The sequence below is a fragment of the Microbacterium sp. Root553 genome (genome assembly GCF_001426995.1).
In the GTDB taxonomy this organism is placed as follows: Bacteria; Actinomycetota; Actinomycetes; order Actinomycetales; family Microbacteriaceae; genus Microbacterium.
The window spans coordinates 2698510-2723462 of record NZ_LMFY01000001.1 but is presented as its reverse complement, the minus strand read 5'-3'; the positions used below and the strand labels follow the sequence as shown (position 1 = coordinate 2723462).

General features: G+C 68.2%; 25 protein-coding genes and 1 tRNA gene. 14 read left to right on the top strand and 12 right to left on the bottom strand.

The window, feature by feature from the left end:
• Positions 1-26 precede the first annotated feature (26 nt).
• Positions 27-800: an ATP-binding cassette domain-containing protein gene (locus ASD43_RS12810; protein WP_056418163.1), complete on the top strand. Its 774-nt coding sequence runs from the start codon at positions 27-29 to the stop codon at positions 798-800.
• 97 nt (positions 801-897) lie between these two features.
• Positions 898-973, top strand: a tRNA-Asn gene (locus ASD43_RS12805).
• A gap of 122 nt (positions 974-1095) precedes the next feature.
• Here ASD43_RS12805 and ASD43_RS12800 read toward each other — a convergent pair.
• Both ASD43_RS12800 and def read right to left on the bottom strand, forming a co-directional pair.
• Positions 1096-1602 carry a septum formation family protein gene (locus ASD43_RS12800; RefSeq protein ID WP_235564131.1) on the bottom strand — a complete coding sequence of 169 codons (507 nt, stop codon included), beginning with the start codon at positions 1600-1602 and terminating at the stop codon, positions 1096-1098.
• A 124-nt stretch (positions 1603-1726) separates the two neighbouring features.
• Positions 1727-2293, bottom strand: a complete 567-nt coding sequence (gene def / locus ASD43_RS12795) for a peptide deformylase (protein WP_082539386.1) — start codon at positions 2291-2293, stop codon at positions 1727-1729.
• Positions 2294-2354: 61 nt separating this feature from the next.
• On the opposite strand from def, the gene ASD43_RS12790 reads away from it, so the two are divergent.
• On the top strand, positions 2355-3344 hold the full coding sequence (locus ASD43_RS12790; protein ID WP_056418153.1) for a DMT family transporter: 990 nt from the start codon (positions 2355-2357) through the stop codon (positions 3342-3344).
• Positions 3345-3373: 29 nt separating this feature from the next.
• On the opposite strand, the gene pgl is transcribed toward ASD43_RS12790, so the two are convergent.
• The 6 genes from pgl to tkt are packed head-to-tail and all read right to left on the bottom strand — an operon-like array spanning position 3374 to position 11473.
• Entirely contained in the window at positions 3374-4159 is a 786-nt protein-coding gene (gene pgl, locus ASD43_RS12785; RefSeq protein WP_115760486.1) for a 6-phosphogluconolactonase, read from the bottom strand.
• Entirely contained in the window at positions 4159-5094 is a 936-nt protein-coding gene (locus tag ASD43_RS12780) for a glucose-6-phosphate dehydrogenase assembly protein OpcA (RefSeq protein ID WP_045254575.1), read from the bottom strand. Before ASD43_RS12780 ends, pgl begins: the two co-directional genes overlap by 1 nt.
• The gene (gene zwf / locus ASD43_RS12775; RefSeq protein ID WP_056418150.1) at positions 5091-6641 is read right to left on the bottom strand and encodes a glucose-6-phosphate dehydrogenase; all 1551 of its coding nucleotides are present in this window, start codon (positions 6639-6641) and stop codon (positions 5091-5093) included. The genes ASD43_RS12780 and zwf overlap by 4 nt, the downstream gene beginning before the upstream one ends.
• Positions 6642-6663: 22 nt before the next feature.
• A complete protein-coding gene (locus ASD43_RS12770; protein ID WP_056418147.1) occupies positions 6664-8271 on the bottom strand; it encodes a glucose-6-phosphate isomerase in 1608 nt (535 codons plus the stop codon).
• Positions 8268-9380, bottom strand: a complete 1113-nt coding sequence (gene tal, locus ASD43_RS12765; protein ID WP_056418143.1) for a transaldolase — start codon at positions 9378-9380, stop codon at positions 8268-8270. The genes ASD43_RS12770 and tal overlap by 4 nt, the downstream gene beginning before the upstream one ends.
• Positions 9377-11473 carry a transketolase gene (tkt, locus tag ASD43_RS12760; RefSeq protein WP_056419634.1) on the bottom strand — a complete coding sequence of 699 codons (2097 nt, stop codon included), beginning with the start codon at positions 11471-11473 and terminating at the stop codon, positions 9377-9379. The genes tal and tkt overlap by 4 nt, the downstream gene beginning before the upstream one ends.
• Before the next feature lie 339 nt (positions 11474-11812).
• On the opposite strand from tkt, the gene ASD43_RS12755 reads away from it, so the two are divergent.
• The gene (locus ASD43_RS12755; RefSeq protein ID WP_056419632.1) at positions 11813-12718 is read left to right on the top strand and encodes a heme o synthase; all 906 of its coding nucleotides are present in this window, start codon (positions 11813-11815) and stop codon (positions 12716-12718) included.
• Here the strand turns inward: ASD43_RS12755 and ASD43_RS12750 are convergent.
• Together ASD43_RS12750 and ASD43_RS12745 are read right to left on the bottom strand one after the other, a co-directional pair.
• A complete protein-coding gene (locus ASD43_RS12750) occupies positions 12664-13101 on the bottom strand; it encodes a hypothetical protein (protein WP_200946589.1) in 438 nt (145 codons plus the stop codon). The two genes, ASD43_RS12755 and ASD43_RS12750, sit on opposite strands and share 55 nt — an antisense overlap.
• Positions 13102-13185: 84 nt before the next feature.
• Positions 13186-14295, bottom strand: a complete 1110-nt coding sequence (locus tag ASD43_RS12745; protein WP_056418141.1) for a COX15/CtaA family protein — start codon at positions 14293-14295, stop codon at positions 13186-13188.
• A 232-nt stretch (positions 14296-14527) separates the two neighbouring features.
• On the opposite strand from ASD43_RS12745, the gene sufB reads away from it, so the two are divergent.
• From sufB to ASD43_RS12710, 7 genes are read left to right on the top strand one after another with little or no spacing between them, the layout of a single operon-like run.
• A complete protein-coding gene (gene sufB, locus ASD43_RS12740; protein ID WP_056418138.1) occupies positions 14528-15946 on the top strand; it encodes a Fe-S cluster assembly protein SufB in 1419 nt (472 codons plus the stop codon).
• Positions 15947-17152, top strand: a complete 1206-nt coding sequence (sufD, locus tag ASD43_RS12735; RefSeq protein WP_056418135.1) for a Fe-S cluster assembly protein SufD — start codon at positions 15947-15949, stop codon at positions 17150-17152.
• Positions 17149-17475, top strand: coding sequence for a non-heme iron oxygenase ferredoxin subunit (locus tag ASD43_RS12730; protein ID WP_056418132.1), 327 nt, complete (start codon positions 17149-17151; stop codon positions 17473-17475). The genes sufD and ASD43_RS12730 overlap by 4 nt, the downstream gene beginning before the upstream one ends.
• Positions 17475-18245 (top strand): Fe-S cluster assembly ATPase SufC, encoded by a 771-nt coding sequence (gene sufC / locus ASD43_RS12725; RefSeq protein WP_056418129.1) that lies wholly within the window; start codon positions 17475-17477, stop codon positions 18243-18245. The genes ASD43_RS12730 and sufC overlap by 1 nt, the downstream gene beginning before the upstream one ends.
• Before the next feature lie 10 nt (positions 18246-18255).
• A complete protein-coding gene (locus tag ASD43_RS12720) occupies positions 18256-18585 on the top strand; it encodes a metal-sulfur cluster assembly factor (protein ID WP_045254566.1) in 330 nt (109 codons plus the stop codon).
• 2 nt (positions 18586-18587) lie between these two features.
• Entirely contained in the window at positions 18588-19742 is a 1155-nt protein-coding gene (locus ASD43_RS12715; protein ID WP_056418126.1) for a MalY/PatB family protein, read from the top strand.
• A complete protein-coding gene (locus ASD43_RS12710) occupies positions 19739-21109 on the top strand; it encodes an MFS transporter (protein WP_056418123.1) in 1371 nt (456 codons plus the stop codon). Before ASD43_RS12715 ends, ASD43_RS12710 begins: the two co-directional genes overlap by 4 nt.
• Here ASD43_RS12710 and ASD43_RS12705 read toward each other — a convergent pair.
• Positions 21072-21671, bottom strand: a complete 600-nt coding sequence (locus ASD43_RS12705; RefSeq protein ID WP_056418121.1) for a TetR family transcriptional regulator — start codon at positions 21669-21671, stop codon at positions 21072-21074. The two genes, ASD43_RS12710 and ASD43_RS12705, sit on opposite strands and share 38 nt — an antisense overlap.
• Before the next feature lie 50 nt (positions 21672-21721).
• On the opposite strand from ASD43_RS12705, the gene ASD43_RS12700 reads away from it, so the two are divergent.
• Genes ASD43_RS12700 through ASD43_RS12690 form a run of 3 tightly spaced genes read left to right on the top strand, consistent with a single transcriptional unit; the run spans position 21722 to position 23587 of the window.
• Positions 21722-22315, top strand: a complete 594-nt coding sequence (locus ASD43_RS12700; protein WP_157550963.1) for a biotin transporter BioY — start codon at positions 21722-21724, stop codon at positions 22313-22315.
• On the top strand, positions 22305-22997 hold the full coding sequence (locus ASD43_RS12695) for an energy-coupling factor ABC transporter ATP-binding protein (RefSeq protein ID WP_082539385.1): 693 nt from the start codon (positions 22305-22307) through the stop codon (positions 22995-22997). Before ASD43_RS12700 ends, ASD43_RS12695 begins: the two co-directional genes overlap by 11 nt.
• Positions 22994-23587 (top strand): energy-coupling factor transporter transmembrane component T family protein, encoded by a 594-nt coding sequence (locus tag ASD43_RS12690; RefSeq protein WP_056419626.1) that lies wholly within the window; start codon positions 22994-22996, stop codon positions 23585-23587. Before ASD43_RS12695 ends, ASD43_RS12690 begins: the two co-directional genes overlap by 4 nt.
• Here ASD43_RS12690 and ASD43_RS12685 read toward each other — a convergent pair.
• Positions 23534-24850 (bottom strand): acyltransferase family protein, encoded by a 1317-nt coding sequence (locus tag ASD43_RS12685; protein ID WP_056418115.1) that lies wholly within the window; start codon positions 24848-24850, stop codon positions 23534-23536. The two genes, ASD43_RS12690 and ASD43_RS12685, sit on opposite strands and share 54 nt — an antisense overlap.
• Positions 24851-24953 lie beyond the last annotated feature (103 nt).

Sequence of the window (24953 nt, the reverse complement as noted above, 5' to 3'; positions counted from 1 at the left end):
CCTGTGCGGCAGTGCAGGATGGAGGAATGGCCTCTCGCCCCGAGTCGACGAACGCGATCGACACCTCCGACCTCGTGATCGACCGCGTGGGCCACAGCGGCCCCACCCGGGCCATCGACGGTGTCAGCTTCTCACTCGCGCCCGGTGAACTCATCTGCGTGGCGGGTCCGACCGGGTCGGGTAAATCGACGCTCGTCGCCGCGCTGGCCGGTTCGACCGATGCCTCCGTCCGGGTCGTCGGAGGGAGCGCGCAGGTCTGCGGCGTCGACATCCGCCGTCCGGGGCGCAAGCATCGGGTGCTCACCTACCGCACGGGCTTCGTGCCACAGGGGGCCGGTGCCGACCTTCCGCCCCAGCTCACGGTCAACGAGGTGATCGCGGAGCCCATTCTGATGCGCGAGAAGCGCGTGAACACGAAGGCGCTGTCGATCCGGGTCGCGACGCTGCTCGACGAACTGCACCTTCCGCTCGGCACGGCCTCGAAGTTCCCCTACGAGCTCAGCGCCGGGATGCGCCAGCGGGTCGCGATCGCCCGGTCGTTCGTGCTCGAGCCGCGGGTCCTGATCGCCGACGAGATCCTCGCCAACCTCGACCTCGAGGTCAGGCCGGTCGTGTTCGACGCGATCACACGACGCCGGAAGGAACTGGGGATGGGGGCTCTGCTCGTCACCAACGACGCCGACTTCATCCGCGAGCTGAACGCCGAGACGCTCATGCTCCGCGGCGGGCATGTGGTGGCGCGCGGCGTCGGCAAGGACCTGCTCTGGGCGCCGAACGCCGAAGCGGATTCGGGGCTCTGAGCCGGGCCCTGAGCGACACGCCCGATGTGCGGCCCGTGTCACGAGCACGCTCCGGAGTTTGCTAGGATTGACGAGTTGCCCGCGCAGCGGAGCACATTCCTCGGTAGCTCAATTGGCAGAGCAGCCGGCTGTTAACCGGCAGGTTCTTGGTTCGAGTCCAAGCCGGGGAGCCAATGAAAAGCCCCTCTTCGGAGGGGCTTTTCCCTTTCCACCGGAGCTCTGCCGTCGCGGCGGAGCAGGACCGACGCACGAAAGAAGGCCCCGTCGATGACGGGGCCTTCTTTCGTCGATCTGATCAGCGCGCGGCGCCCTTGAGGGAGCCGGTGGTCTGTCCTGCCGGGTCGGTGACGACGCACTGCACGACGCGGTCGTTCAGCTGGTCCCAGGTGTCCTGCGTCGGGGTGATCGGGTACACCTCGAGTGCGGAATCGTCGTACGCGACGCCGATGAAGCTCGTGTACGCGTCGCCGATGCACTCCTGCGAGGCGGTGTCGACGGCCTCTTCGGAGAACTCGCCGTCTTTCATCGTGATCTCGTAGTAGACCTCTTCATCGTGCGGCTGGTCGCAGGGGACGACATCGGCATCCTCGATCAGACCGGAGGCGCTGGCCATCTTGCAGTCGCCGAGCTTGAGCGCGAAGATGTCGATGTTGGCGCTCTCGGTGACCTGTCCGGTGTCCTCGTCGCGATCCGCGTCGCCGGCACCTCCTCCGAGAATGCCGTTCAGTGCGCTGCAGCCGGTCAGAGCGACCGACAGCGCCACCGCAGAACCTGCGAGCGCCAGTGCGCGTCGAGTGCGCATTTTCATCATGATGTCCCCTCCAGAGCGTCGTGGGCGGGCATTCCGATATGCCGCCTCCAGAACGCTATCCGTCCGCGAGTCTGTGATGCAACTCGGAGAAGCCTGTGATTGGGCTGAAAGGCTGTCAGCCTTCGAGATCCTCGACGCCCGGCATCCAGCTGGCGCCCGGCTTGCCCCATCCGCGCTTCTTGGCGATCTTCTGCACGGTCTTCCAGTCGCCGTCCGACAGACGGTCGATGTAGAGGATGCCGTCGAGATGATCGAACTCATGCTGCATGATGCGCGCGCGCCATCCGTCGACGACGATCTCGACCGGGGCGCCCTCGAGGTCGAGCCCCGTCACCCGCACCCGCTCGGAGCGGCGCAGGGGGAATCGCTCGCCGGGGAACGAGAGGCATCCCTCGGACTCGAGCTCGTCATCGGGTTCGCCCGGCTCGAGCGGCACCATCCACAGCTCGGGGTTGATGATGACCCCGCGCCAGGGCTGATCGTCATCGTCGACGTAGGAGTACGTGTAGAGGCGCAGCGGCACCCCGACCTGCGGGGCGGCGAGGCCCACGCCGGGTGCGATGTCCATGGTCTCGAACATGTCGGCGACGAGGACGCGGATGTCGTCGGTGATCTCGTCGACGGGGGAAGCGGGGGAGTGCAGGACGGGGTCGCCCATGATGCGAATAGGAAGAACAGCCACGCCATAACCCTACTCGGCGCATATCCCCGGGTAGGGTCTTAGCGTGAGCATCTCCGTATGGATGACTGGGGCGGACGACGTCACAGAGCAGCTGGTTGGCGTCTTTCAGAACCCCAAGCTGCTCCTCGGCATCCCGCTGGCGCTGGCCGGCGCCGTCTTCATGTCGCTCGGCGCGCAGTACCAGCACCGCGGGGTCGAGAAGGTCGAGCGTCTGAGCGGGGCGAACGGCACCAGCGGTCTGAGCGCCGGCCAGATCAAGGCGCTCCTCACCCGTCCGTCGTGGTTGGCGGGCACGTTGATGCTCGCACTGGCCATCGTGTGCCAGCTCGCCGCGCTCTCGCAGGCTCCGCTGATCGTCGTGCAGCCGCTCGGCGCCATCGCGCTCGTGATCACCACGCTGCTGAACGCGCGGATCTCCGGACACTCACCCACCAGGCAGTCGATCACAGCGATCGTGTGCTGTGTGGGCGGGATCTTCCTCTTCGTCTTCTTCGCCGCCATCTTCGCGACCGAGAAGGAGATCGCCGACACCGAGCTCTTCACGATCCTGGCGATCCTGCTCGTCGTCATCATCGTGCTCGGGGCCTGCTGGCTCGTCCTCCGTCGCCGCATGCGCGCGCTCTTCTACGTCATCGGCGCGGGTATCCTCTACGGCTTCGTCGCGACTCTCGCGAAAGCCGTGATCAACCGGATCGAAGCCGGCAACTTCGAGTGGATCACGGTGATCTGCGTGATCGCCCTGATCGCCGCGGCAGCCGTGGGCGCCTACTTCGTGCAGACCGCGTACAGCTCCGGCCCTCCCGACCTCGTGATCGCCGGCCTGACGGTCGTCGATCCGCTCATCGCGGTGCTCATCGGAATGGTCGTGCTGGGGGAGGCCTCCGCCGCTCCGCCGTGGGTCCTGGTGATCTTCGGCGTCGCAGGGGCGATCGCCGTGTGGGGTGTCGTGGGGCTCGCCCGCTACCACCCGCAGGTGCTGAGCGACAGTCAGGACCTCGGCATCTCCCGGGGCAGCGACGCGAAAGGCCCCGAGGAGCACCCCGAGGCCTGAGCGCGTCAGCGCCGTCGCGTTCGACCGCGTCAGTACGCCGGATCGATGAGGTCCGGCGACACCTCCGAGGCCGCGGCCTCGTCGACGAAGAACACCGTGCGCTTGCGTCCTTTCGCACCCGCTGCGGGCACGTTCGTATAACTGGCCCCTGCGAGCGCGAGGCCCAGTGCCGACGCCTTGTCGGCCCCCGTGAGCACCAGCCATACCCGCTTCGACGCATTGAGCACAGGGCGGGTCAGCGTCACGCGCTCGGGTGGCGGCTTGGGCGAGTCGCGAACGGGGAGTGCGGCCGCATCCGTCACCGTGACCTCGGTACGGTCGGGGAAGAGCGAGGCGATGTGACCATCAGGACCGACGCCGAGGAAGCAGACCGCGAACGACGGCCAGGGGTGCTCGGAGGTACCGAACCTCGCGAGCTCGGCGGCGTAGGCCGCAGCCGCCTCGTCGAGGGTCAGGCCCTCTCCGGAAGCCGCCACCTCGTGCACGTTCTCCTCGGGAACGGCGATGTGATCCAGCAGCGCCTCCCGGGACTGGAGGGCGTTGCGATCGGCGTCGTCGCGCGCGACGAAGCGCTCGTCTCCCCACCAGAAGTGCACGAGAGACCAGTCGATCTGTGCAGACCTCGGGTTGCGGAGGGTCGCTCGCAGCACGGCCCCGCCCATCGATCCGCCGGTGAGGGCGACATGGGCGATCCGCCCGTTTCGCGTGCGGGCGCGCAGCCGGGTGAGGAATCTGTCGGCCACGCTCGTGGCGAGAGCCTCAGGGGTGGCCTCGACCACGACGCGCTTCTCCGCGGACGTTGTCTGCGTCGACATCATTCTCCTGTCTTGGGCGGGCCCAGCTTCTCCCAGCCCTCGGTGATCACTCGACCGTACAGGACGTCGGGGTCGAGCCTGCGCAGCTCCTCGGCGAGACACTCGCGGAGGGTGCGTCGGGGGAGATGCAGGTCGTGGTCCGGCTGATCCGGCTGGGTGAGGACGGCAGCACCCGGCGTCGGGCGCTCGAGCAGGATGTCGCCCGACTCGCGGTGCAGACGCACACCCTTGATGCCCTCCTGCCAGTGCTCCGGATCCTCGTACGACCAGGTGACCGGGACGTCGAGCGCCATCTGCAGCCACGCCGCGAGCAGAGCTGTCGACGGAGAGGCGGAACCGCCTCGGACCTCGACAGCCGTGACCTCTTCGTACGGGGGCTGGTCGAGCACGGCGGCCAGCTGCTCACGCCAGTACGTCAGACGCGTCCAGGCGAGGTCGGTGTCACCGGGGGCGTGCGTCTCCCCGAGGAGCGCGAGCCGATCGCGGACGTCGGGGGCGGTCGCGGCATCCGTGATGCGTCGCTGTGCGATCCTGCCCAGCGGGGACTCCGAGGGAGCGGCCGGTGCTTCCTCCGGCCACCAGGCGACGACGGGAGCGTCGGGCAGCAGCAGCCCGGTGACCAGGCTCTCCTCGTTGCTCGCCGCGTCACCGTAGGCGTGGAGCACCACGACCTCGCTGGCGCCGGCGTCGCCGCCGACGCGGATCTGGGCGTCGAGGTGTGCGTCGCCGTCACCGGTGGTGACGACGATCACGCGCATGGGGTGCTCGCGCGACGCATCGTTCGCCGCGTCGATGGCCGCCTCGGCCACGCCGTTGCGGGCCGAGATGATGAGCGTGAGCACGCGGCCGAGAGCGACCGCGCCGCCCTCTTCGCGCACCTTGACGAGCTGCTTGGCGACCTGGCTCACGGTCGTGTCGGGAAGATCGATGATCATGGGCGTCTCCACACTCGTCCGTCGCGGGCCAGAAGGTCATCGGCGGATGCCGGACCCCAGGAGCCGGGTGCGTACTGGTCGACCGGACCGCCCTCGGCGGCCCAGAACTCCTCCACGGGGTCGAGGATCTTCCAGGAGAGCTCGACCTCCTCGTGTCGCGGGAACAGGGGCGGATCGCCCAGAAGGACGTCGAGGATCAGACGCTCGTACGCCTCGGGGCTCGCCTCTGTGAAGGCGTGTCCGTAGCCGAAGTCCATCGTGACGTCGCGCACGTTGGTGCCGTTGCCGGGCACCTTGGAGCCGAAACGGATCGTGACGCCCTCGTCGGGCTGCACGCGGATGACAAGGGCGTTCTGCCCCAGCTCCGCTGTGTTCGAGCGTCCGAAGAGGTGCTCGGGCGCCTTCTTGAACACCACGGCGACCTCGGTCACACGGCGGCCGAGACGCTTGCCCGTGCGCAGGTAGAACGGGACGCCCGACCAGCGCCGGGTGTCGATCTCGAGCTTGATGGCCGCGTAGGTCTCGGTGGCCGACTCGGGGTTCATGCCGTCTTCGTCGAGGAAGCCGGTGACCTGCTCGCCGCCCTGCCATCCGCCGGCGTACTGTCCGCGAGCGGTCGAGAGCGAGAGGTCGTCCGGCACATGCACCGCGGCGAGCACCTTCTCCTTCTCGGCGCGAAGGTGCTCCGCGGAGAGGCTGATCGGCTCTTCCATCGCGGTGAGCGCGAGAAGCTGCAGAAGGTGGTTCTGGATGACGTCGCGCGCGGCTCCGACTCCGTCGTAGTACCCCGCGCGTCCGCCGACGCCGATGTCCTCGGCCATCGTGATCTGCACGTGGTCGACGTAGTTGCGGTTCCAGATCGGCTCGTAGAGCTCATTGGCGAAGCGGAGCGCCAGGATGTTCTGGACGGTCTCCTTGCCGAGGTAGTGGTCGATGCGGAAGATCGAATCCGGTGAGAACGCGACCTCGAGGGCGGCGTTCAGCTCGCGCGCGGATTCGAGATCATGCCCGAAGGGCTTCTCGATGACGACCCGACGCCAGCGCTCGTCGTCATCGTCGTTCGCACCGACGAGACCCGAGTCCTTGAGCTGCTGCGCGACGACGGCGAACGACTTCGGCGGGATCGACAGGTAGAACGCGTGGTTGCCCATCGTGCCGCGTTCGACATCGAGCTGATCGACCGTCTCGCGGAGCTTGCGGAACGAATCGGGGTTGTCGAACTCGCCGGACACGAACCGGATGCCCTGCAGCAGCTGAGCCCATGTCTCCTCACGGAACGGCGTGCGCGCGTGCTCCTTGACGGCGTCGTAGACGACCTGCGCGAAGTCCTGGTCCTCCCAATCGCGGCGGGCGAACCCGACGAGGGCGAATCCGGGCGGCAGGAGTCCGCGGTTGGCGAGGTCGTAGACCGCGGGCATGAGCTTCTTGCGTGACAGGTCTCCGGTGACGCCGAAGATCACGAGGGCGCTGGGCCCCGCGATCCGGTTGAGGCGGCGATCATCGGGGTCACGCAGCGGGTTGTGCCCGCGCGAGATGGGAACAGACATCGGTGGGAGGTTCTCCTGGCTGTTACTTCTGAGCTGCTTCGAAGAGGGTGAGGACGTCGGCCGAGGTATCGGTGATCGTCAGTGAGACGACCGGACGGCCGTGCTCGGCGAGGACACCGGCATCGCCGGCGGCCTGAGCCTCGAGGAGCTGACCGAACGTGTACGGGCGCTCCGGGATCTCGAGATCGACATCCGTGCGCTCCAGGATCTGGACGTACACGCCCTGTGCGGGACCGCCCTTGTGATACTGACCGGTGGAGTGCAGGAAGCGCGGACCCCAGCCGAACGTGGTCGGTCGACCGGAGTCGGCGGCGACGAGTTCGCGGAGCCCCTGCAGCTGCGGCACGTCGAGACGGTTGACGTAGGCCTGGATGGAGACGTATCCGTCATCGGCGAGCCGTGCCCAGAGTGCGTCGAGCACACCCTCGACGGTTCCGGAGACCGCGAGTGCGGGGTCGGAGACGCGGACCTCGACGCCGTTCTCGACGAACGAGGGCTCGGTCGGCGCGGGGCGCGCGTCGAGCAGTCCGCGAGCGGCGACCTTGGCCGACTCGACGTCGGGCTGGTCGAACGGATTGATGCCGAGCAGATAGCCGGCGATCGCGGTGGCGTACTCCCACACGATGATCTGAGCGCCGAGCGAGCCGCTGACGAGGATCTCTCCCTCGTGTCGCTCGCGGAGGTGGAACTCGTTCGCGTCGTCGACCAGACGGACGACCTGCAGGTCGGCAGGCTTCGCATCCAGCTCCGGTGACACGGGAAGCAGCACCACGGGCAGGATGCCGGTGCCGTCCTTGCCGGTGGATTCGGCGATCAGCTGTTCGATCCAGTCCGGCAGCCCCTTGATGTGCGTGCCGTCGGTGATCAGGCCGAGCTTGTCGCGTCGGGGAGTCGTCGCGGCGATGGCCGCCGCGAGACGGAGAGCGGGGTTGTCGGCCGAATCGATCGCGACCTCGAGCAGCGAGGCCTCGGCCTCGTTCAGGAGCTCGTCGATGTCGGCACCGGCGAGACCCGCCGGGACCAGTCCGAACGCGGTGAGGGCAGAGTAGCGCCCTCCGACGTTCGGGTCGGCGGTGAAGACGCGGTATCCCGCATCCCTGGCCGAGCCGTCGAGCGGGGAGCCGGGGTCGGTGACCACGACGATCCGATCGACGGGGTCGATGCCCACGTCGCGGAAGGCCGCTTCGAAGGTCCGACGCTGCGAATCCGTCTCGACGGTGGAGCCGGACTTCGAGGAGACGACGAGGACGGTCGACTCCAGACCCTCGTCGAGCGCCGCCAGCACCTGGCCGGGAGCGGTCGAATCGAGGATCGTCAGCGGTACCCCGGCGGTCTGGGCGATCACTTCGGGGGCGAGCGAGGATCCGCCCATCCCGGCGAGCACGACCCGCGTCACACCCTTCGCGCGCAGATCGGCGCGCAGCGCCTCGATCTCGGCGACGAGGGGGCGAGACACCGACACAGCCTCGACCCAGCCGAGCCGGATCGATGCCTCGGACTCTGCGGCGGGACCCCAGAGGGCGGAGTCCGCGCCGGTGACGCGCGACGCGATCAGGTCGTGGACCAGTGCGGGCACCGTGTCATCGATCGCGACCCGAGCCGCCCCGGAGGCGTGGATCGCGAAAGTCATCGCTGGGCCTCGAGGCCCTCGGCCACCTGCGTCAGCAGATCGTGCCACGAGTCGATGAACTTCGCGACGCCTTCGTCCTCCAGGACCTGGGTGACATCGGTGAAGTCGATTCCGAGCGCGGCCAGGCCGGCGAAGACCTCGCGAGCCTCCTCGTAGCCACCCGTGATGGTGTCGCCCGTGACGACACCGTGGTCGAAGGTCGCCTCGAGCGTCTTCTCGGGCATCGTGTTGACGACGTCCTTCGCGACGAGCTCGGTGACGTAGAGGGTGTCGGGCAGAGCCGGGTCCTTGACGCCGGTCGATGCCCAGAGCGGACGCTGCGCGTTGGCGCCGAGCTTGACGAGGTCCTGAGCGCGCTTCTCCGCGAACTTCTGCTCGAAGAGCTCGTAGGCGAGACGGGCGTTCGCGAGCCCGGCCTTGCTCTTCAGAGCCTCGGCCTCGTCGGTGCCGATCGCGGACAGACGCTTGTCGGTCTCGGTGTCGACACGCGACACGAAGAACGACGCGACCGAGTGGATGCTAGACAGGTCGAAGTCGGCGCTGTGCGCCCGCTCGAGACCGGTGAGGTACGCATCGATGACCTCGGCGTAGCGCTCCAGGCTGAAGATCAGCGTGACGTTGACGCTGATGCCGGACGCGATGGCTTCGGTGATGGCCGGGAGGCCGGCCTTCGTCGCGGGGATCTTGACGAGCAGGTTCGGGCGGTCGACCTTGGCCCACAGCTCCTTGGCGGAAGCCACGGTGCCCTCGGTGTCGTGTGCGAGGTCGGGGGAGACCTCGATGGACACGCGGCCGTCGACGTGACCGGACTTCTCCCACACGGGGCGGAAGACGTCGAGCGCTGCCGCGACGTCCTGCGTGGTCGCGGCGAAGACGGCCTCTTCGGCGGTCGCGCCGGATGCGGCGAGCTCGGCGACCTGCGCGTCGTACGACGTGTTGTTCTTGTCGGTGATCGCGTTCGCGAAGATCGTCGGGTTGGTGGTGACGCCGACGACGTTGCGGGTCTCGATCAGCTCGGCGAGGTTGCCGGAGGAGATGCGGGTGCGGGACAGGTCGTCGAGCCAGATGCTGACACCGGCTGCGGCGAGGTCTGCGGTGGGGGTGCTCATGCGTTCTCCTTGATGGTCTCGCGTGCGGCCGCGATGACGGCCTCGGTGGTGATGCCGAACTTCTCGAACAGGGTCTTGTAGTCGGCGGAGGCGCCGAAGTGGTCGATGCCGACCGAGCGGCCGCGGTCGCCCACGATGCCGCGCCAGCTGAGGACGGAACCCGCCTCGACCGAGACGCGGGCGGTGACGGCCTTCGGCAGGACCGACTCGCGGTACGCCTCGTCCTGCTCGTCGAACCACTCCAGCGAGGGAGCGGAGACGACGCGCACGTTGATGCCCTCGTCCGCCAGGGCCGCGCGGGCGTCGACGGCGAGCTGCACCTCGGAGCCGGTCGCGATGATGATCACGTCGGGCGTGCCGTTCGGAGCCTCGGCGAGCACGTACGCGCCCTTGGCGACACCGTCGGTGGACGCGAACACGTCACCGGACGCGTCGCTCTGGCCGCGCTCGAACACCGGGATGTTCTGACGGGTCAGGGCGATGCCTGCCGGGCCCTCGTGGCGGCGCAGGATCTCGAGCCAGGCGGCCGAGGTCTCGTTGGCGTCGGCGGGGCGCACCAGGGTGAAGTTCGGGATGGCGCGGAGCGTCGCGATCTGCTCGACCGGCTGGTGGGTCGGGCCGTCCTCGCCCAGGGCGACGGAGTCGTGCGTCCAGACGAAGATGCTCGGGACGTTCATCAGCGCGGCGAGACGCACCGGCGGACGCATGTAGTCGCTGAAGATGAGGAACGTGCCGCCGAAGGCCCGTGTCGGGCCGTGCAGCACGATGCCGTTCACGATCGCGCCCATGGCGTGCTCGCGGATGCCGAAGTGCAGCACGCGGCCGTAGGGGTCGCCCGACCATTCATGGGTCGACCACTCGGCCGGGATGAAGGACTTCGCATCCTTGATCGTCGTGAGGTTGGACTCGGCGAGATCGGCCGAACCGCCCCAGAGCTCGGGGAGCTCGGCGGCGAGTGCGTTGATGACCTGGCCCGACGCCGCTCGCGTCGACACGTCCTTACCGCTCTCGAACACCGGGAGCGCCGAGGCGATGTCCGCGGGGAGCTCCTTCGCCTCGAGGCGGTCGAGGAGCGCCTTGCGCTCGGGGTTCGCGGCGGCCCATCCGTCGAACGAGGTCTGCCAGGCGGCGCGTGCCTCGGCGGCGCGGTCCGCCAGTCCGCGGGTGCGTGCGAGAACGTCGTCGGCGACGACGAAGTGCTCCTCAGGGTCGAACCCGAGGACCTTCTTCGTCGCGGCCAGCTCGTCGCCACCGAGGGCGGAGCCATGGATCTTGCCGGAGTTCTGCTTTCCGGGCGACGGCCATCCGATGATCGTGCGGAGGATGATGAGGGACGGCTTCGAGGTCTCGCCCTTGGCGGTGTCGATCGCTGCGTTGAGCTCTGCGACGTCCTCGACGTATTCGCCGGTCTTCTTCCAGTCGACGATCTGCACCTGCCAGCCGTACGCCTCGTAGCGCTTGGCCACGTCTTCGGTGAAGGCGACGTTGGTGTCGTCCTCGATCGAGATCTGGTTGGAGTCGTAGATCGCGATGAGGTTGCCGAGCTCCTGGTGGCCCGCGAGGGAGGAGGCCTCGCTCGTCACGCCCTCCTGGAGGTCGCCGTCACCCGCGATGACGTAGACGAAGTGGTCGAACGGGCTCGTGCCCGGCTGCGCTTCGGGGTCGAACAGGCCGCGCTCGTAGCGTGCGGCGTAGGCGAAGCCGACGGCGGAGGCGAGACCCTGGCCGAGCGGACCGGTCGTGATCTCGACGCCCTTGGTGTGTCCGTACTCGGGGTGTCCGGGGGTCAGCGAGCCCCAGGTGCGCAGCGCCTTGAGGTCGTCGAGCTCGAGACCGAAGCCGCCGAGGTAGAGCTGCACGTACTGGGTGAGCGACGAGTGTCCGACCGAGAGGATGAAGCGGTCACGGCCGAGCCAGTCGGTGTCGGTCGGATCGTGGCGCAGCACACGCTGGTAGAGAAGATACGCGGCCGGAGCCAGGCTCATCGCGGTACCGGGGTGGCCGTTCCCGACCTTCTCCACGGCATCCGCTGCCAGCACGCGCGCGGTGTCCACCGCGCGCCGGTCGATCTCATCCCACTGCAATTCCGACACTGTGAAGCCCTTCTGCACCTGTTCGAGAGCGACCGGAGAGCACGATCGCAGACCGCAACTCTGATGAGGGGGTGTGTGATGTGCGCCGGTCGCGCGAGTCATTTCAGCATAGCGCCGTGGTGTGACCCGTTACCCCTTCTTACAACGCGTCGCCGGCTCAGGAATTCCATGGCGGGAGGGGCGTGTCGCACCCGCTTGAGACCGGGGGTCGACGTGAACGGGATGCGGTCTCACGAGGATCGGGAGAGTCCCCGCAGCAGGGCGGGCCTGCCCTCTCACGTGCCCTAGACTGGAAAAGCTGTCGTGACGCGTGTGGAGGAGGGGATCGAGATCTCGACGATGTCTGATCAGACCGTTGTGAAGAAGTCCATCGGTCGTACCGTGAAGGCCTACGTCGCCCTCACCAAACCGCGCGTCCTCGAACTGCTGCTGGTGTCCACCGTTCCGGTGATGTTCCTCGCCCAGGGCGGGCTCCCCGACATGTGGCTCGTGATCGCCACGGTGATCGGCGGCTCCCTGAGCGCCGGATCCGCCGCGGCGTTCAACATGTACCTCGATCGCGACATCGACGCGCACATGCACCGCACCGAGAACCGTCCGCTCGTGACGGGAGAGATCACTCCGCGCGGAGCGCTGATCTTCTCCTGGACACTCGCCGTGCTCTCGACCGTATGGCTGTGGTTCACGACCAACTGGCTCGCGGCCACGCTGTCGGCATCCGCCATCTTCTTCTACGTCGTGATCTACACGATGATCCTCAAGCGCCGCACGGAGCAGAACATCATCTGGGGCGGTATCGCCGGATGCTTCCCCGTGCTCATCGGCTGGGCCGCGGTCACCGAGTCGCTCGACTGGCCCGCGTTCATCCTCTTCCTCCTCATCTTCCTCTGGACGCCGCCGCACTACTGGCCCCTCTCGATGAAGTACAAGGACGACTACGAAGACGTCGACGTGCCCATGCTCGGCGTCACGCGCAACGCCTCGCAGGTCGGACTCCAGGTCATCCTCTACGCGTGGGCGACCGTCGCCTGCTCGCTGCTGCTGATCCCGATCGCCGGCATGGGCCTCGTCTACGGTGTGTCCGCCGCGGTCTTCGGCGGCTGGTTCATCTACGAATCGCACCGCCTGTACAACCAGGCGGTGAGGGGGAACGAGGCGCGGCCGATGAGGGTCTTCCACGCCTCGATCACCTACTTGACGCTGATCTTCGTGGCCGTGGCGGTCGACCCGCTGCTTCCGTTCTGACCTTCGTCGCCTTCCGACTCCGTCTCGGTGGTGTCGGCTGAGGGGAGATCCGTCCGCTCGGTCGGCTCCGTCTCGTCATCTGCGTCCGCGGTCCAGTCGATCGGTTCGACGACCACCGGTGCCGGCGTCGGGAGCAGGGCCTGCACCGCGACGAGAGCGACGGCGATCAGAAGGCCGATGACGCCCGCGCCGAGGAGCGCGGCGCCGACCACGACGAGCGACTGTCCGACGTAGACCTCGATGCCCGTCGCGGTGCCGGCGAGCAGGGTGCTGGTCATCGTGCCGAGCTGCCCGGCGATGATCCACCCGCCGACGGCCGCAGACGCGAGCGAGAGCACGAGGAGGAGCCAGAAGCCGATGCTGCGTGTCAGTGACTTGTTCATGCGGGCCACGTTGCACGACGAACTGATGAGCCGCCGATGCCGCAGCTATGCATCCACTGTGCGGGCCGTGACCGATCGCGCCCGTCAGTCCTCTGTGGTGACCGGCGTCTTCAGGTGCAGCACGACCACCGTGTAGGCCGCGGCCGACAGCGAGGCGAGGACCATGTGGATGCCGACGAGCAGCGGCGGAAGACCCTCGCGCGCCTGCCAGATGCCGACGCCGACCTGGACGAGGATCGCGACCACCAGCACGAGCAGCCACCGACGCGGCTCCAGACGCAGCACCCAGGCCGAGATCGTCAGCGCGGCGACGAGCGCGGCGAGGATGTACCCGGGCCACGAGTGCACGTGCGCGAGGACGGTCGCGTCGAAGCCGTGGCGGAAGACGTCGGCGTCACCCGAGTGCGGGCCGGAGCCGGTGGTGAGCACTCCGAACACGATGGTGACCGCGAGGGCGAGACCCGTGACGTGGCTCAGGATGGTGAACCACTTCGGCACAGCGCTCACGCGGGGTCCCGGCACGGCGTACAGCCGCACGAGGAACGCTGCGGTCACGCACACCAGGAGCAGCGACGACACGTAGTGGAAGCCGACGATGAAGGGGTTCAGGCCGGTGAGCACGGTGATGCCGCCCACCAGCGCCTGCGCGACGACGCCGATCAGGACGATCCAGGCGAGGATCACGAGGTCGCGTCTGTCTGTGGTCAGCCTGACGGATCTCACGGTCGCCGCGATCACGATGGCCAGCAGTGCCGCCATCGCGAACGGCGTCGCAGGCAGCGAGAAGAACGACATGACTCCGAAGACGATTCCGGCCGCGACGATACCGGCGGCGGCGAACAGCAGAGCCGAGAAGACCAGGCGACGACCGCCGACGCGTGCGAGCACGAGCAGCAGCACCGCGAGGGCGATGACGCCGACGACGCCGGTCATGACGCGGTTGCCGAACTCGATGATGCCGTGGATTCCCTGATCGGCATAGATCGGCACGAGGGACTCCGGCGTGCACAGTGGCCATTCCGAGCATCCGAGCCCCGAGCCCGTGAGGCGCACGGCGCCGCCGGTGCCGATGATGATCGTCTGCGCGAGGAAGGACAACCAGGCGAAGACCCGCAGCGCACGTCCCCAGAGGACTGCGTGCGTCGACGGCGCGCCGGGGGAGTTCGTGGAGGAGGCGATCGTGGGCTGGGGCATAAGTCTCTCCGAACCGCGCCGGACACGGCGAGCGGCCCTGTCTTCAGGCGGAACCTGTAGAATCGGATTGTTGCGATGAGCGCTGACCGCGCTGATGCATCGTCAACAGTTTAGGCGCGATGGATGCGCCGGTGATGAGGGCCCACCAACGGCACCCGCTCCCGCAGACTCGACGGGGATCAGGTGTGTCGGGGCGGATTACACCGTTTGGGACCTGTGAGGAGAGTGTGTGATGTCGGATGTGCTGATCGACCGCCCGGAGCTTGACGGCCTGGGGGTGTATGAATTCGGATGGCACGACGCGGACGCCGCCGGAGCGATCGCCAAGCGAGGCATCTCGGAAGAGGTGGTCCGCGGGATCTCGGCGCTCAAGCAGGAACCCGAATGGATGCTGAACACCCGTCTCAAGGGGTACCAGCTCTTCGGACGCAAGCCGATGCCCACCTGGGGCGCCGACCTCAGTGAGATCGATTTCGACAACATCAAGTACTTCGTGCGCTCCACGGAGAAGCAGGCGCAGTCCTGGGAGGACCTGCCTGCCGAGATCCGGGAGACCTACGAGCGTCTCGGCATCCCCGAGGCCGAGCGTCAGCGCCTGGTCGCCGGTGTCGCGGCGCAGTACGAGTCCGAGGTCGTCTATCACCAGATCCGCGAGGACCTGGAGGAGCAGGGCGTCATCTTCATGGACACCGACACCGCGCTGCGCGAGCACCCCGAGTTCTTCGAGGAGTACTTCGGATCGGTGATCCCCGCCGGCGACAACAAGTTCGCCGCGCTGAACACGGCCGTCTGGTCGGGCGGATCGTTCGTCTACGTCCCCAAGGGCGTCCACGTCGAGATCCCGCTGCAGGCCTACTTCCGCATCAACACCGAGAACATGGGCCAGTTCGAGCGGACCCTGATCATCGCCGACGAAGACAGCTACGTGCACTACATCGAGGGCTGCACGGCGCCGATCTACAAGTCGGACTCGCTGCACTCGGCGGTCGTCGAGATCATCGTGAAGAAGAACGCCCGCGTTCGGTACACGACGATCCAGAACTGGTCGAACAACGTCTACAACCTCGTCACCAAGCGTGCGGTCGCGCACGAGGGCGCGACGATGGAGTGGGTCGACGGCAACATCGGCTCCAAGGTGACGATGAAGTACCCGTCGATCTATCTGATGGGCGAGCACGCCAAGGGCGAGACGCTCTCGGTCGCCTTCGCCGGACCCGGCCAGCACCAGGATGCGGGCGCCAAGATGATCCACATGGCGCCGTACACGCAGTCGTCGATCGTGTCGAAGTCGATCGCCCGTGGCGGTGGACGTGCCGGTTACCGCGGTGAGGTGCGGGTGGACGCGAACGCGCACCACTCCGCCAACACCGTGCGATGCGACGCTCTGCTGGTCGACACCAAGTCGCGCTCCGACACCTACCCGGCGATCGACATCCGCGTCGACGACGTGCAGCTCGGTCACGAGGCCACGGTGTCGAAGGTCAGCGAGGAGCAGCTCTTCTACCTGCAGTCCCGCGGCATGCCCGAGGACGAGGCCATGGCCATGATCGTGCGCGGTTTCATCGAGCCGATCGCGCGTGAGCTGCCGATGGAGTACGCGATGGAACTCAACAAGCTCATCGAAATGGGCATGGAAGGATCGGTCGGCTAAATGGCGGCCTCGACGACGGCGCCCAGCGAGGCGCAGCATACGAACGCGCACATCGACCCCGCAGCACAGGTCTCGGATGCCGGGTTCGTTCCCGTGCAGACCCGCTCGGAGCGCCCCCACTCGTTCGACCCGGCGGACTTCGGTTCGCCCACGGGCCGTGAGGTGAACTGGAAGCACACTCCGGTGTCCAAGCTCTCCGCGCTGTTCGCGGTCGCGGCGACGGCCGAGGGCGTGGGCTACTCGTTCCGCTCCGGCGAGCAGTACGTCTCGGCACCCCTGACCGCGGGCACCGCGCCTCGTGGTGAGGTCTTCCTCGCTGAGGACGTCACAGCCGCCGTCGCGTGGCAGGGGGCGACCGACGCGTTGCACATCCGTATCCCTCGCGAGGAGGAGGTCGCTGAGCCGATCCTCGTCTCCGTCGAGGGACTCGGGGCCGAACTGCGCGCCGACGCCCACATCGTGATCGAGGCGCTCGAGCACAGCTCCGCCACGGTAGTGCTGCAGCACACGGGTGCCGCCCAGTACTCGCAGAACGTCGAGATCATCGTGCGCGACGGCGCCACGCTCACCGTCATCAGCCTGCAGCAGTGGCAGGACGAGGCCGTGCATGCGTCCGCGCATCAGGCACGGGTCGACGCGGATGCCACGCTCAAGCACTTCGTGATCAGCTTCGGCGGAGGCGTCGTGCGCGTCAACCCGAGCGTGGAGCTCGCCGGAGCCGGTTCCGAGGGGTACCTCTACGGTCTGTCCTATGCCGACGCCGGCCAGCACCTCGAGAGCCAGGTCTACCTGCACCACAAGGGACCGCACACGAAGGGCGACGTCCTCTACAAGGGTGCTCTGCAGGGCGAGAGCGCGCACAGCGTCTGGATCGGCGACGTGCTGATCGGCGCCGATGCGACGGGCACCGACTCGTACGAGGCCAACCGCAACCTGGTGCTCACCGAAGGCGCTCGCGCCGACTCGATCCCGAACCTCGAGATCGAGACCGGGGACATCCTCGGTGCAGGTCACGCCAGCGCGACGGGTCGTTTCGACGACGAGCAGCTGTTCTACCTGCAGGCTCGGGGGATCAGTGAGGAGGAAGCGCGCCGCCTCGTGGTGCTCGGCTTCCTCACCGACATCGTGCAGCGCCTCGGAATTCCCGAGCTGGAATCCGAGCTGCTCGCCGCCATCGAGACCGAACTCTCCGAGGTGAGCGCGTGAGCGCGGAGCGCGTGTGCGGCGTCTCGGAACTCGAGCAGGACATGCCGATCCGCGTCGAGCCGAGCGGTGTCCCGATCACCGTGATCAAGGACGCGGAGGGCGTGATCCACGCCATCGGCGACACCTGCACCCACGGCGAGATCTCGCTGTCCGAGGGCTTCGTCGAGGGCGACACGGTGGAATGCTGGGCCCACGGCTCGGCGTTCTCGCTCCTCACCGGCAAGCCCGGCAACCTCCCCGCTTATGAGCCGGTTCCCGTCTACATCGTCAAGATCGACGGTGACGACGTGCTCATCGACCCGACTGTGACGAAGGAAATCTGATGTCTGTTCTCGAAATCCGCGACCTCCATGTGACGGTCGAGACCGATGCGGGGACCACCCCGATCCTCAACGGAATCACGCTGACCATGAACACCGGCGAGACGCACGCGATCATGGGGCCCAACGGCTCCGGCAAGTCGACGCTCGCGTACACGATCGCCGGTCACCCCAAGTACACCGTGACGTCGGGGTCCATCACGTTCGACGGCAACGACGTCCTCGCGATGTCCGTCGACGAGCGCGCCCGTGCCGGACTGTTCCTCGCCATGCAGTACCCGGTCGAGATCCCCGGCGTGACGGTGACGAACTTCCTCCGCACGGCCAAGACGGCTCTCGACGGTGAGGCTCCCGCGATCCGCGGCTGGACCAAGGACGTCAAGGCGGCCATGGCCAACCTGCGCATGGACCCGAAGTTCGCTCAGCGCAACGTCAACGAGGGCTTCTCGGGCGGCGAGAAGAAGCGCCACGAGATCCTGCAGCTCGAGGTCCTCAAGCCGCAGTTCGCGATCCTCGACGAGACCGACTCCGGCCTCGACGTCGACGCGCTGAAGATCGTCTCCGAGGGCGTCAACCGTGCTAAGGAGTCCACCGGTCTCGGCGTGCTCCTGATCACGCACTACACGCGCATCCTCCGCTACATCCGCCCCGACTTCGTGCACGTGGTCGTCGCCGGCAAGATCGTCGAAGAGGGTGGCCCCGAGCTCGCCGACCGGCTCGAGGACGAGGGATACGACCGCTTCCTCGACCCCGCCGCCCCCATCGAGGCGTAGGCTGATCGGCATGACAGCGACGCTCACCGACGCGAAGTACGACGAGGTCACCGAGGCTCTCAAGGACGTCATGGATCCCGAACTCGGGATCAACGTCGTCGACCTCGGACTCATCTACGATCTCGCGTGGGACGACGAGAACGACGCCCTCGTCATCCACATGACGCTGACCAGCGCTGGCTGCCCCCTCACCGACGTGCTCGAGGATCAGACTGCTCAGGCTCTGGAGAGCGTGGTGGATCGCTTCCGCATCAACTGGGTGTGGATGCCGCCGTGGGGTCCCGAGCGGATCAGTGACGACGGCCGCGACATGATGCGCGCACTCGGCTTCGCGATCTGAGGATGCTCGAGGTCAGGGCTCTGCCCTTGGCGGAGCTCCGCGCGCGCACCAGCGAGAAGTGGCGGGAGTATCCCGCCGACGTGCTGCCGCTGTTCGTCGCGGAGACGGACTTCCCGCTCGCTCCGACGATCTCCTCGGCTCTGCGCCGGGCGGTCGACAGAGGGGACACCGGCTACGTCGCCTCCCGCACCCCGCTCGCGTCGACGTACAGCGACTTCGCGCTGCGGCGATTCGGCTGGCAGCCCGATCCCGCGCGAATGCGCAGCACCGCTGACGTGAGCATGGGGATCGTCGAGATCCTGCGGCGCGTGACGCGACCGGGCGAGCGCGTCGTCGTCACGCCCCCTGTCTATCCGCCGTTCTACGACCTCGTGTCCGAGGCCAGCGCCGAGGTGGAGCGGGTCCCGCTGCGCGACACCGGCTCGTCCTGGGAGCTCGATCTCGACGGCATCCGCGCGGCCTTCGAGAGCGGTGCCACCGCCATACTCCTCTGCAACCCGCACAACCCCACCGGCACCGTCCACGACCGCGACGCGCTCACGGCGCTGGCGGAGCTGGCCGAGGAGTTCGGCGTCTCGGTGATCTCGGATGAGATCCACGCGCCGCTCGCCCAGCCCGGTGCGGGCTTCACGCCGTTCCTGCACACCGGAGCCGCGGCCGCCGCCGTCGGCTATGCGGTGGTGAGTGCGAGCAAGGCGTTCAACCTGGCGGGGCTCAAGTGCGCTCTCATGGTGACCGCATCGGACGCCACGACTGCGGTCGTGCGGGGTCTGCCCGTCGAGGTCGAGTGGCGCACGGGCCAGTTCGGCCTGCTCGCCGCCGTCGCGGCTTTCACGGAGGAGAGCGACCCCTGGCTCGACGGGCTGCTGCGCACGCTCGACGCGAATCGGGTGCTTCTCCATGACCTGCTCGCCGCGCGTCTGCCCGCCGCGCGCTATCGGATCCCGGATGCCGGGTACCTGGCCTGGATCGATCTCACCGCTCTCGGATGGGGGGACAACCCCGCGCGGCGCATCCTCAAGGAGGCCAGGGTCGCCCTGCACTTCGGTCCCGCCTTCGGCGAGGAGGGTCGTGGTCACGTCCGGCTGAACTTCGGCACGAGCCCGGAGATCCTCACCGAGGCCGTCGAGCGCATCGCGACGCTCGTGGATCGATGACCGCGGTCACCTCGACCGTCTCGATCTGGGATCGTCAGCGCCGCTGGGTCACGGCCGGCGCGGTCGCCCTGATCTTCTTCGCGGCGATCGAGGCGCTGGCGGTGACCACGGTCATGCCGATCGTCAGCGACGCCCTCGACGGTCGTGCACTGTATGCGGTCGCCTTCGCGGGGACGCTGGCGACCAGCGTCATCGGCATGGTCGCCGCCGGAGCGTGGTCGGATGCCCGCGGGCCGCGAGGCGCGCTGTACGTCGCGGTGACGCTGTTCATCGCCGGGCTGATCCTGTCGGGTCTCGCGAGCACGATGGAGCAGTTCCTGATCGGTCGTCTCGTGCAGGGGCTCGGGACGGGCGGCCAGACGGTGGCGCTCTACGTCGTCGTGGCCCGGCTCTACCCGCCGCAGCTGCACGGCAGAGTGTTCGCGGCGTTCGCCGCGGCCTGGGTGGTTCCCTCGATGATCGGTCCGTTCCTCGCGGGCGCCGTCGCGGAGTACCTCGACTGGCGCTGGGCCTTCCTCGGGGTCGCCGTGCTCACGGCCGTCGCCTTCCTGACGATCGCGGCGCGGTTGCGAGGCGTCGACCTCGGACGCGGGGAGCCTCAGGATGCCCGTTCCCTCGTCATCCGCCTCGGACTGGCGTTCGTCGTGGCGGTGTGCGCGGTCCTGATCGGCATCAGCGCAGAGATGGCCGTGCGGGTCGGCTGGCCGGTGGCCATCGGCGCGCTCGTGGTCATCTCCGTCGCGCTTCTCCCGCTGCTGCCACGAGGAACGCTGCGCGCCGGGCGAGGACTGCCCAGCGTCGTGCTCATGCGCGGTGTCGTGGCGGGGGCGTTCTTCGCCGCGGAGGCGTACATCCCCTACCTGCTGATGGAGCGCTTCGGCTTCACCGCGACGTGGGCCGGCGTCGCACTGATGCTGGCGGCCCTCGCCTGGGCCGGTGCGTCGCAGCTGCAGGGCCGCTTCGGAGAGCGTCTCGGCAACACCCGCATCACGCTCATCAGCCTCTCGCTGCTGCTCACGGCGCTGGTGTTCGTGCTCCTCGCCGCACTCGGAGCCGCGCCGGCGCTGCTGGTCGTGGTGGGTTGGGGCTTCGCGGGCGGCGGAATGGGACTTCTGTACCCGCGGCTGACGGTGCTCATGATCGCCTATTCCGTCGAGGGGGATCAGGGCTTCAATTCGTCGGCGCTGTCGATCTCCGACTCCACGGGGGCTGCGGTGGTGATCGCTCTGGCCGGTCTGGCCGTCGCGAGTCTCGGCGGCCAGGTCGCAGCATTCGCCGTGGTATTCGCGTTCTGTCTTGCGCTCGTGCTCGTGGCGTCGCTTCCCGGGCTCAGGCTCGGTCACGCCGCGGAGGACGCGACGCGCTGAGTCCGGCGGGTGCCGTCTCGCCGCTCAGCGCGGCCACTCCGAGATCGAAGACACGGTCGAGACCGGCGGTCACGTCGACGGTGTCTGCCGAGGGGAGTGCACCGTGGCTGTCCGCGTGCATGCGCTGCTGTACGAGCGTCGCGTGACCGAGGATGAAATGCAGCAGGGCGACCGATCGCTCCTCGGCGTGCGTCGCGCCTCGGCGCTGCAATGACGCCTCGAGCGCGGACTGGGCGGATGACGATCCGAGTTGCAGTGCATAGGTGCTGAGCACCAGCTCTGCACCGTCGCGGTGACGGAACAGTGCGTCCCGAATGCTGCGCGCCGTCGTCAGCACATCGGCGTCGTCGCGGGGAATGGTCGCGGTGATCCGATCGGCGAGCTCGGCGAGGAGCTCCTGTTTGCTGGAGAAATGCCAGTAGAGAGCGCTCGGCTGCACCTCGAGCTTCGCGGCGATGCGCCGCATCGACAGATCGGCCAGCCCCACCTCGTCGAGGAGGGCGAGGGCGGTGCGTGCGACGCCGGCGCGATCGTGACGCGTCGAGTTGTGCTCGGGGCTCATGACCTCACTATAGTGAACACCGTTCAGGTGAACAGTGTTCAGGAAGGATCATGCGCATGACTCGACACCATGGTGAGGCCGGACGGGATCTCGCTCGCATCGCCGTCTTCGCGGCTCTGATCGTCGTGCTCGGCACGGTGACGGTGCCTGTCCCCGGAGGCGTGCCGATCACCGCGCAGACTCTGGGAGTGATGCTCGCCGGGGCGGTACTGGGTCCTCGTCTCGCGCCGCTGTCGGTGCTGCTCGTCCTCGTCCTCGCAGCGGTCGGACTCCCGGTCCTCGCCGGAGGACGCGGGGGGCTCGGCGTCTTCGTCGGGCCCACCGCGGGATACCTCCTCGGCTGGGTGGTCGGGGTGGTCGTCGTCGGCCTGCTCGTGCATGGCGGACGCATCACCTGGTGGCGGGTCGCGTCGGGCGCGGTGCTGGGGGGAATACTGGCGGTCTACGCATTCGGGATCCCCGTGCAGGCACTCGTGCTCGGCACCGATCTCGTTCCGACCGCACTGTCGAGCCTGGTGTTCCTTCCCGGCGACCTGATCAAGGCGGCCTGTGCGACGGTGCTCACGGTCGCCCTGCGCCGCGCCTATCCGCGCGCTTTCGGAGCGCGGGTTCCGCGCGCGTCGGCCTCGGTCCGTGCGGCCTGAGACGGCTGTTGCCCCCATCGCGCTCGACGACGTGAGCGTCGAGCGCGAGGGGCGGGCCATCCTCCGCGACATCAGCGTCGAGCTCACCGCGGCGACGACGGCGATCATCGGCGCCAACGGTTCGGGCAAATCGACGTTCGCTCGCCTGCTCAACGGACTCGTGCTCCCCTCGACGGGAACGGTGCGGGTGCACGGTCTGGACAGCAGGCGCGACACCGTCGCACTGCGGCGCCGGGTGGGCTTCGTGTTCACGGATCCGCAGGCGCAGATCCTCATGCCGACTCCGGCCGAGGACCTCGCGCTCTCGCTGCGCGGTCTGCCGCGCGCGGAGGTGGCGTCGCGGGTGTCGGCGGCCCTGGCCGAGCACGGTCTGTCCGACCACGCGCAGGTCGCGGCATCCGACCTCTCCGGCGGTCAGAAGCAGATGCTCGCACTCGCCTCGGTGCTCATCACGCAGCCGAGACTGGTGATCGCCGACGAGCCGACGACGCTCCTCGATCTGCGCAATGCCCGCAGAGTGGGCGACCTGCTGCTCGCGTGCGCGGCGCAGCTGGTCATCGTGACCCACGACCTGGAACTGGCGTCGCGCTGCGACCACGCCGTGCTCTTCGAGCATGGCGCGATCCACGCCTCCGGTGCACCGGCCGAGGTGATCGCCGCGTACCGAGATCTGTGCGCATGATCCAGACGTATCGCCATGGCACGAGCGTCGTGCACCGGATGCCGGCCGGCGCGAAGCTCACTGTGCTCGCCGTGCTCGCGCTGACGCTGTCGGCGGTTCCGCGCGGTGTGATGAGCATCATCCTCGCGCTGCTCGCGGTCGGTGTTCTGTATCTGCTGGCGCGACTGCCGGTACGGATCCTCGGCACGGAGATCTGGCGTCTGCGGTGGCTCGTGCTGGTGCTCGGCACGGCGCTGTGGATCTTCGTGTCCCCGCTGACGGCGTGGATCAACACGGGGAGAGTCGTCGCCCTCCTGCTGGCGGCGTCGCTGCTGACGATCACGACGCCCATGGAGCAGCTGGTGGCTGTTCTGCACCGCCTCCTCGTGCCCCTGCGGCGGTACGGCGTGAACCCCGATGCCGTGGCGATGACCATGTCGCTCGCGCTCACCATGATCCCCGTGGTCGCCTCGTTCGCGTCCGACGTCAGGGACGCACACCGGGCCAGGGGGATCCGGATCGATGCACGAGGGGTGGTGCCGCTGCTGGTGCGCACGCTACGCCATGCCGACGATGTGGGTGACGCGCTCGCGGCGCGCGGACTGACCTGAGCTGCCGGCGAGGCGCCCGGCGAACAACAGTGCTCCCACCGTGATCGTCGCGGTGAGCACGGAGGTGCCGGCGACCAGCAGCAGCAGGACGCCGCCGAGTCCGAGAGCGGTCGCCGCCCAGACGCGCGTGCGCGATTCCGTGGGCGACGGCGAGGGGCGCGTCTCCACGCGGGTGAAGACGACGGCGATCAGAGCGGTGAGGACCAGCGCCGATGCGAGCCACAGCGGTCTGCTCGCCCACCACAGCGTGCTGCTCGGCGCGGGGAGTGCGATGCCCGAGGTCGCTGCCCATACGGCAGACATGCCCGCCATGGCGAGCAGCACGGGCATGTGCCACAGGTAGATCGTCATGGTGCGGCGGTTGACGAACGAGGAGAAGGCCGCAACAGCCGGACGCCGGCTGAGGGTTCTGATCCGGTCGCCGAGGAGGGAGACGGCGCTCAGATGCACGACCCCGACGAGCAGCAGGGCGGTGGTGGGCGGGTTGATGTTGGCGATCAGATCGGGGGAGTGGACGCCGCCGACGAACGAGCAGACCAGCGCGATCAGAGCGGCCGCACCGCCCAGGGCCCTCGTGCGTCCGCGCAGGCGGTCGAGAGTCCCGTCTGCGAGGAAGAAGCCGATCTGCTGCAGGGCGAGCCAGACGAAGGCGAGGTTGAAGAAGCCCACGCCCTCGAGTCCCGTCTGCGCGCGCACGGCGTCGACGACCAGCGCCGCCAGAGCGAGCGCGCCCAGCGTCGTCTTCGGCATCGACTCGTGGGCACGCGCGAGAGTCGGGAGCAGGGCCTGGCAGAGCAGGAAGACCGCGAGGAACCACAGCGGCTGGCTGTAGCGGAACCCCGCGATCATGATCACCTCCGCCGGCACGCCGATCGCGCTCAGCACGCCGAGTGCGATCCCCACGACGCCGATCGTCACCACGGCCGGACGCAGCAGCCGGTGCACCCGGCCTGCGATGAAGGCGGATGCAGACGCGCCGCGGTCGCGCTGACGGCGGTACGCGAGCACACCGGCGAATCCGCCGATGATGAAGAACAGCGGCATGACCTGCAGAAGCCAGCTCACCGGGACGATCCATCGGGTGCCCTCGCTCGCGTTGGCGAAGACCGGGGCACCGTCGACGACGGTGACGCCGATCATGATCGCGTGCAGGAGCACGACCCCGACCACGCAGACCGCCCGAAGCAGGTCGATCCCGGTGTCCCGGCCCGCAGGGAGCCGAGACGGCGCGGCGGTGACCCGCGGTGTGTCGACGATGGCCATGGTGTCCTCCTCGGATGGGTGTCCGAGGAGCGTATGAACCCGGTGGCCCGCAGCGGATCACCCTGCGGGGCTGTTCGCACCCCTACCGTGGTGTGATGTCGGC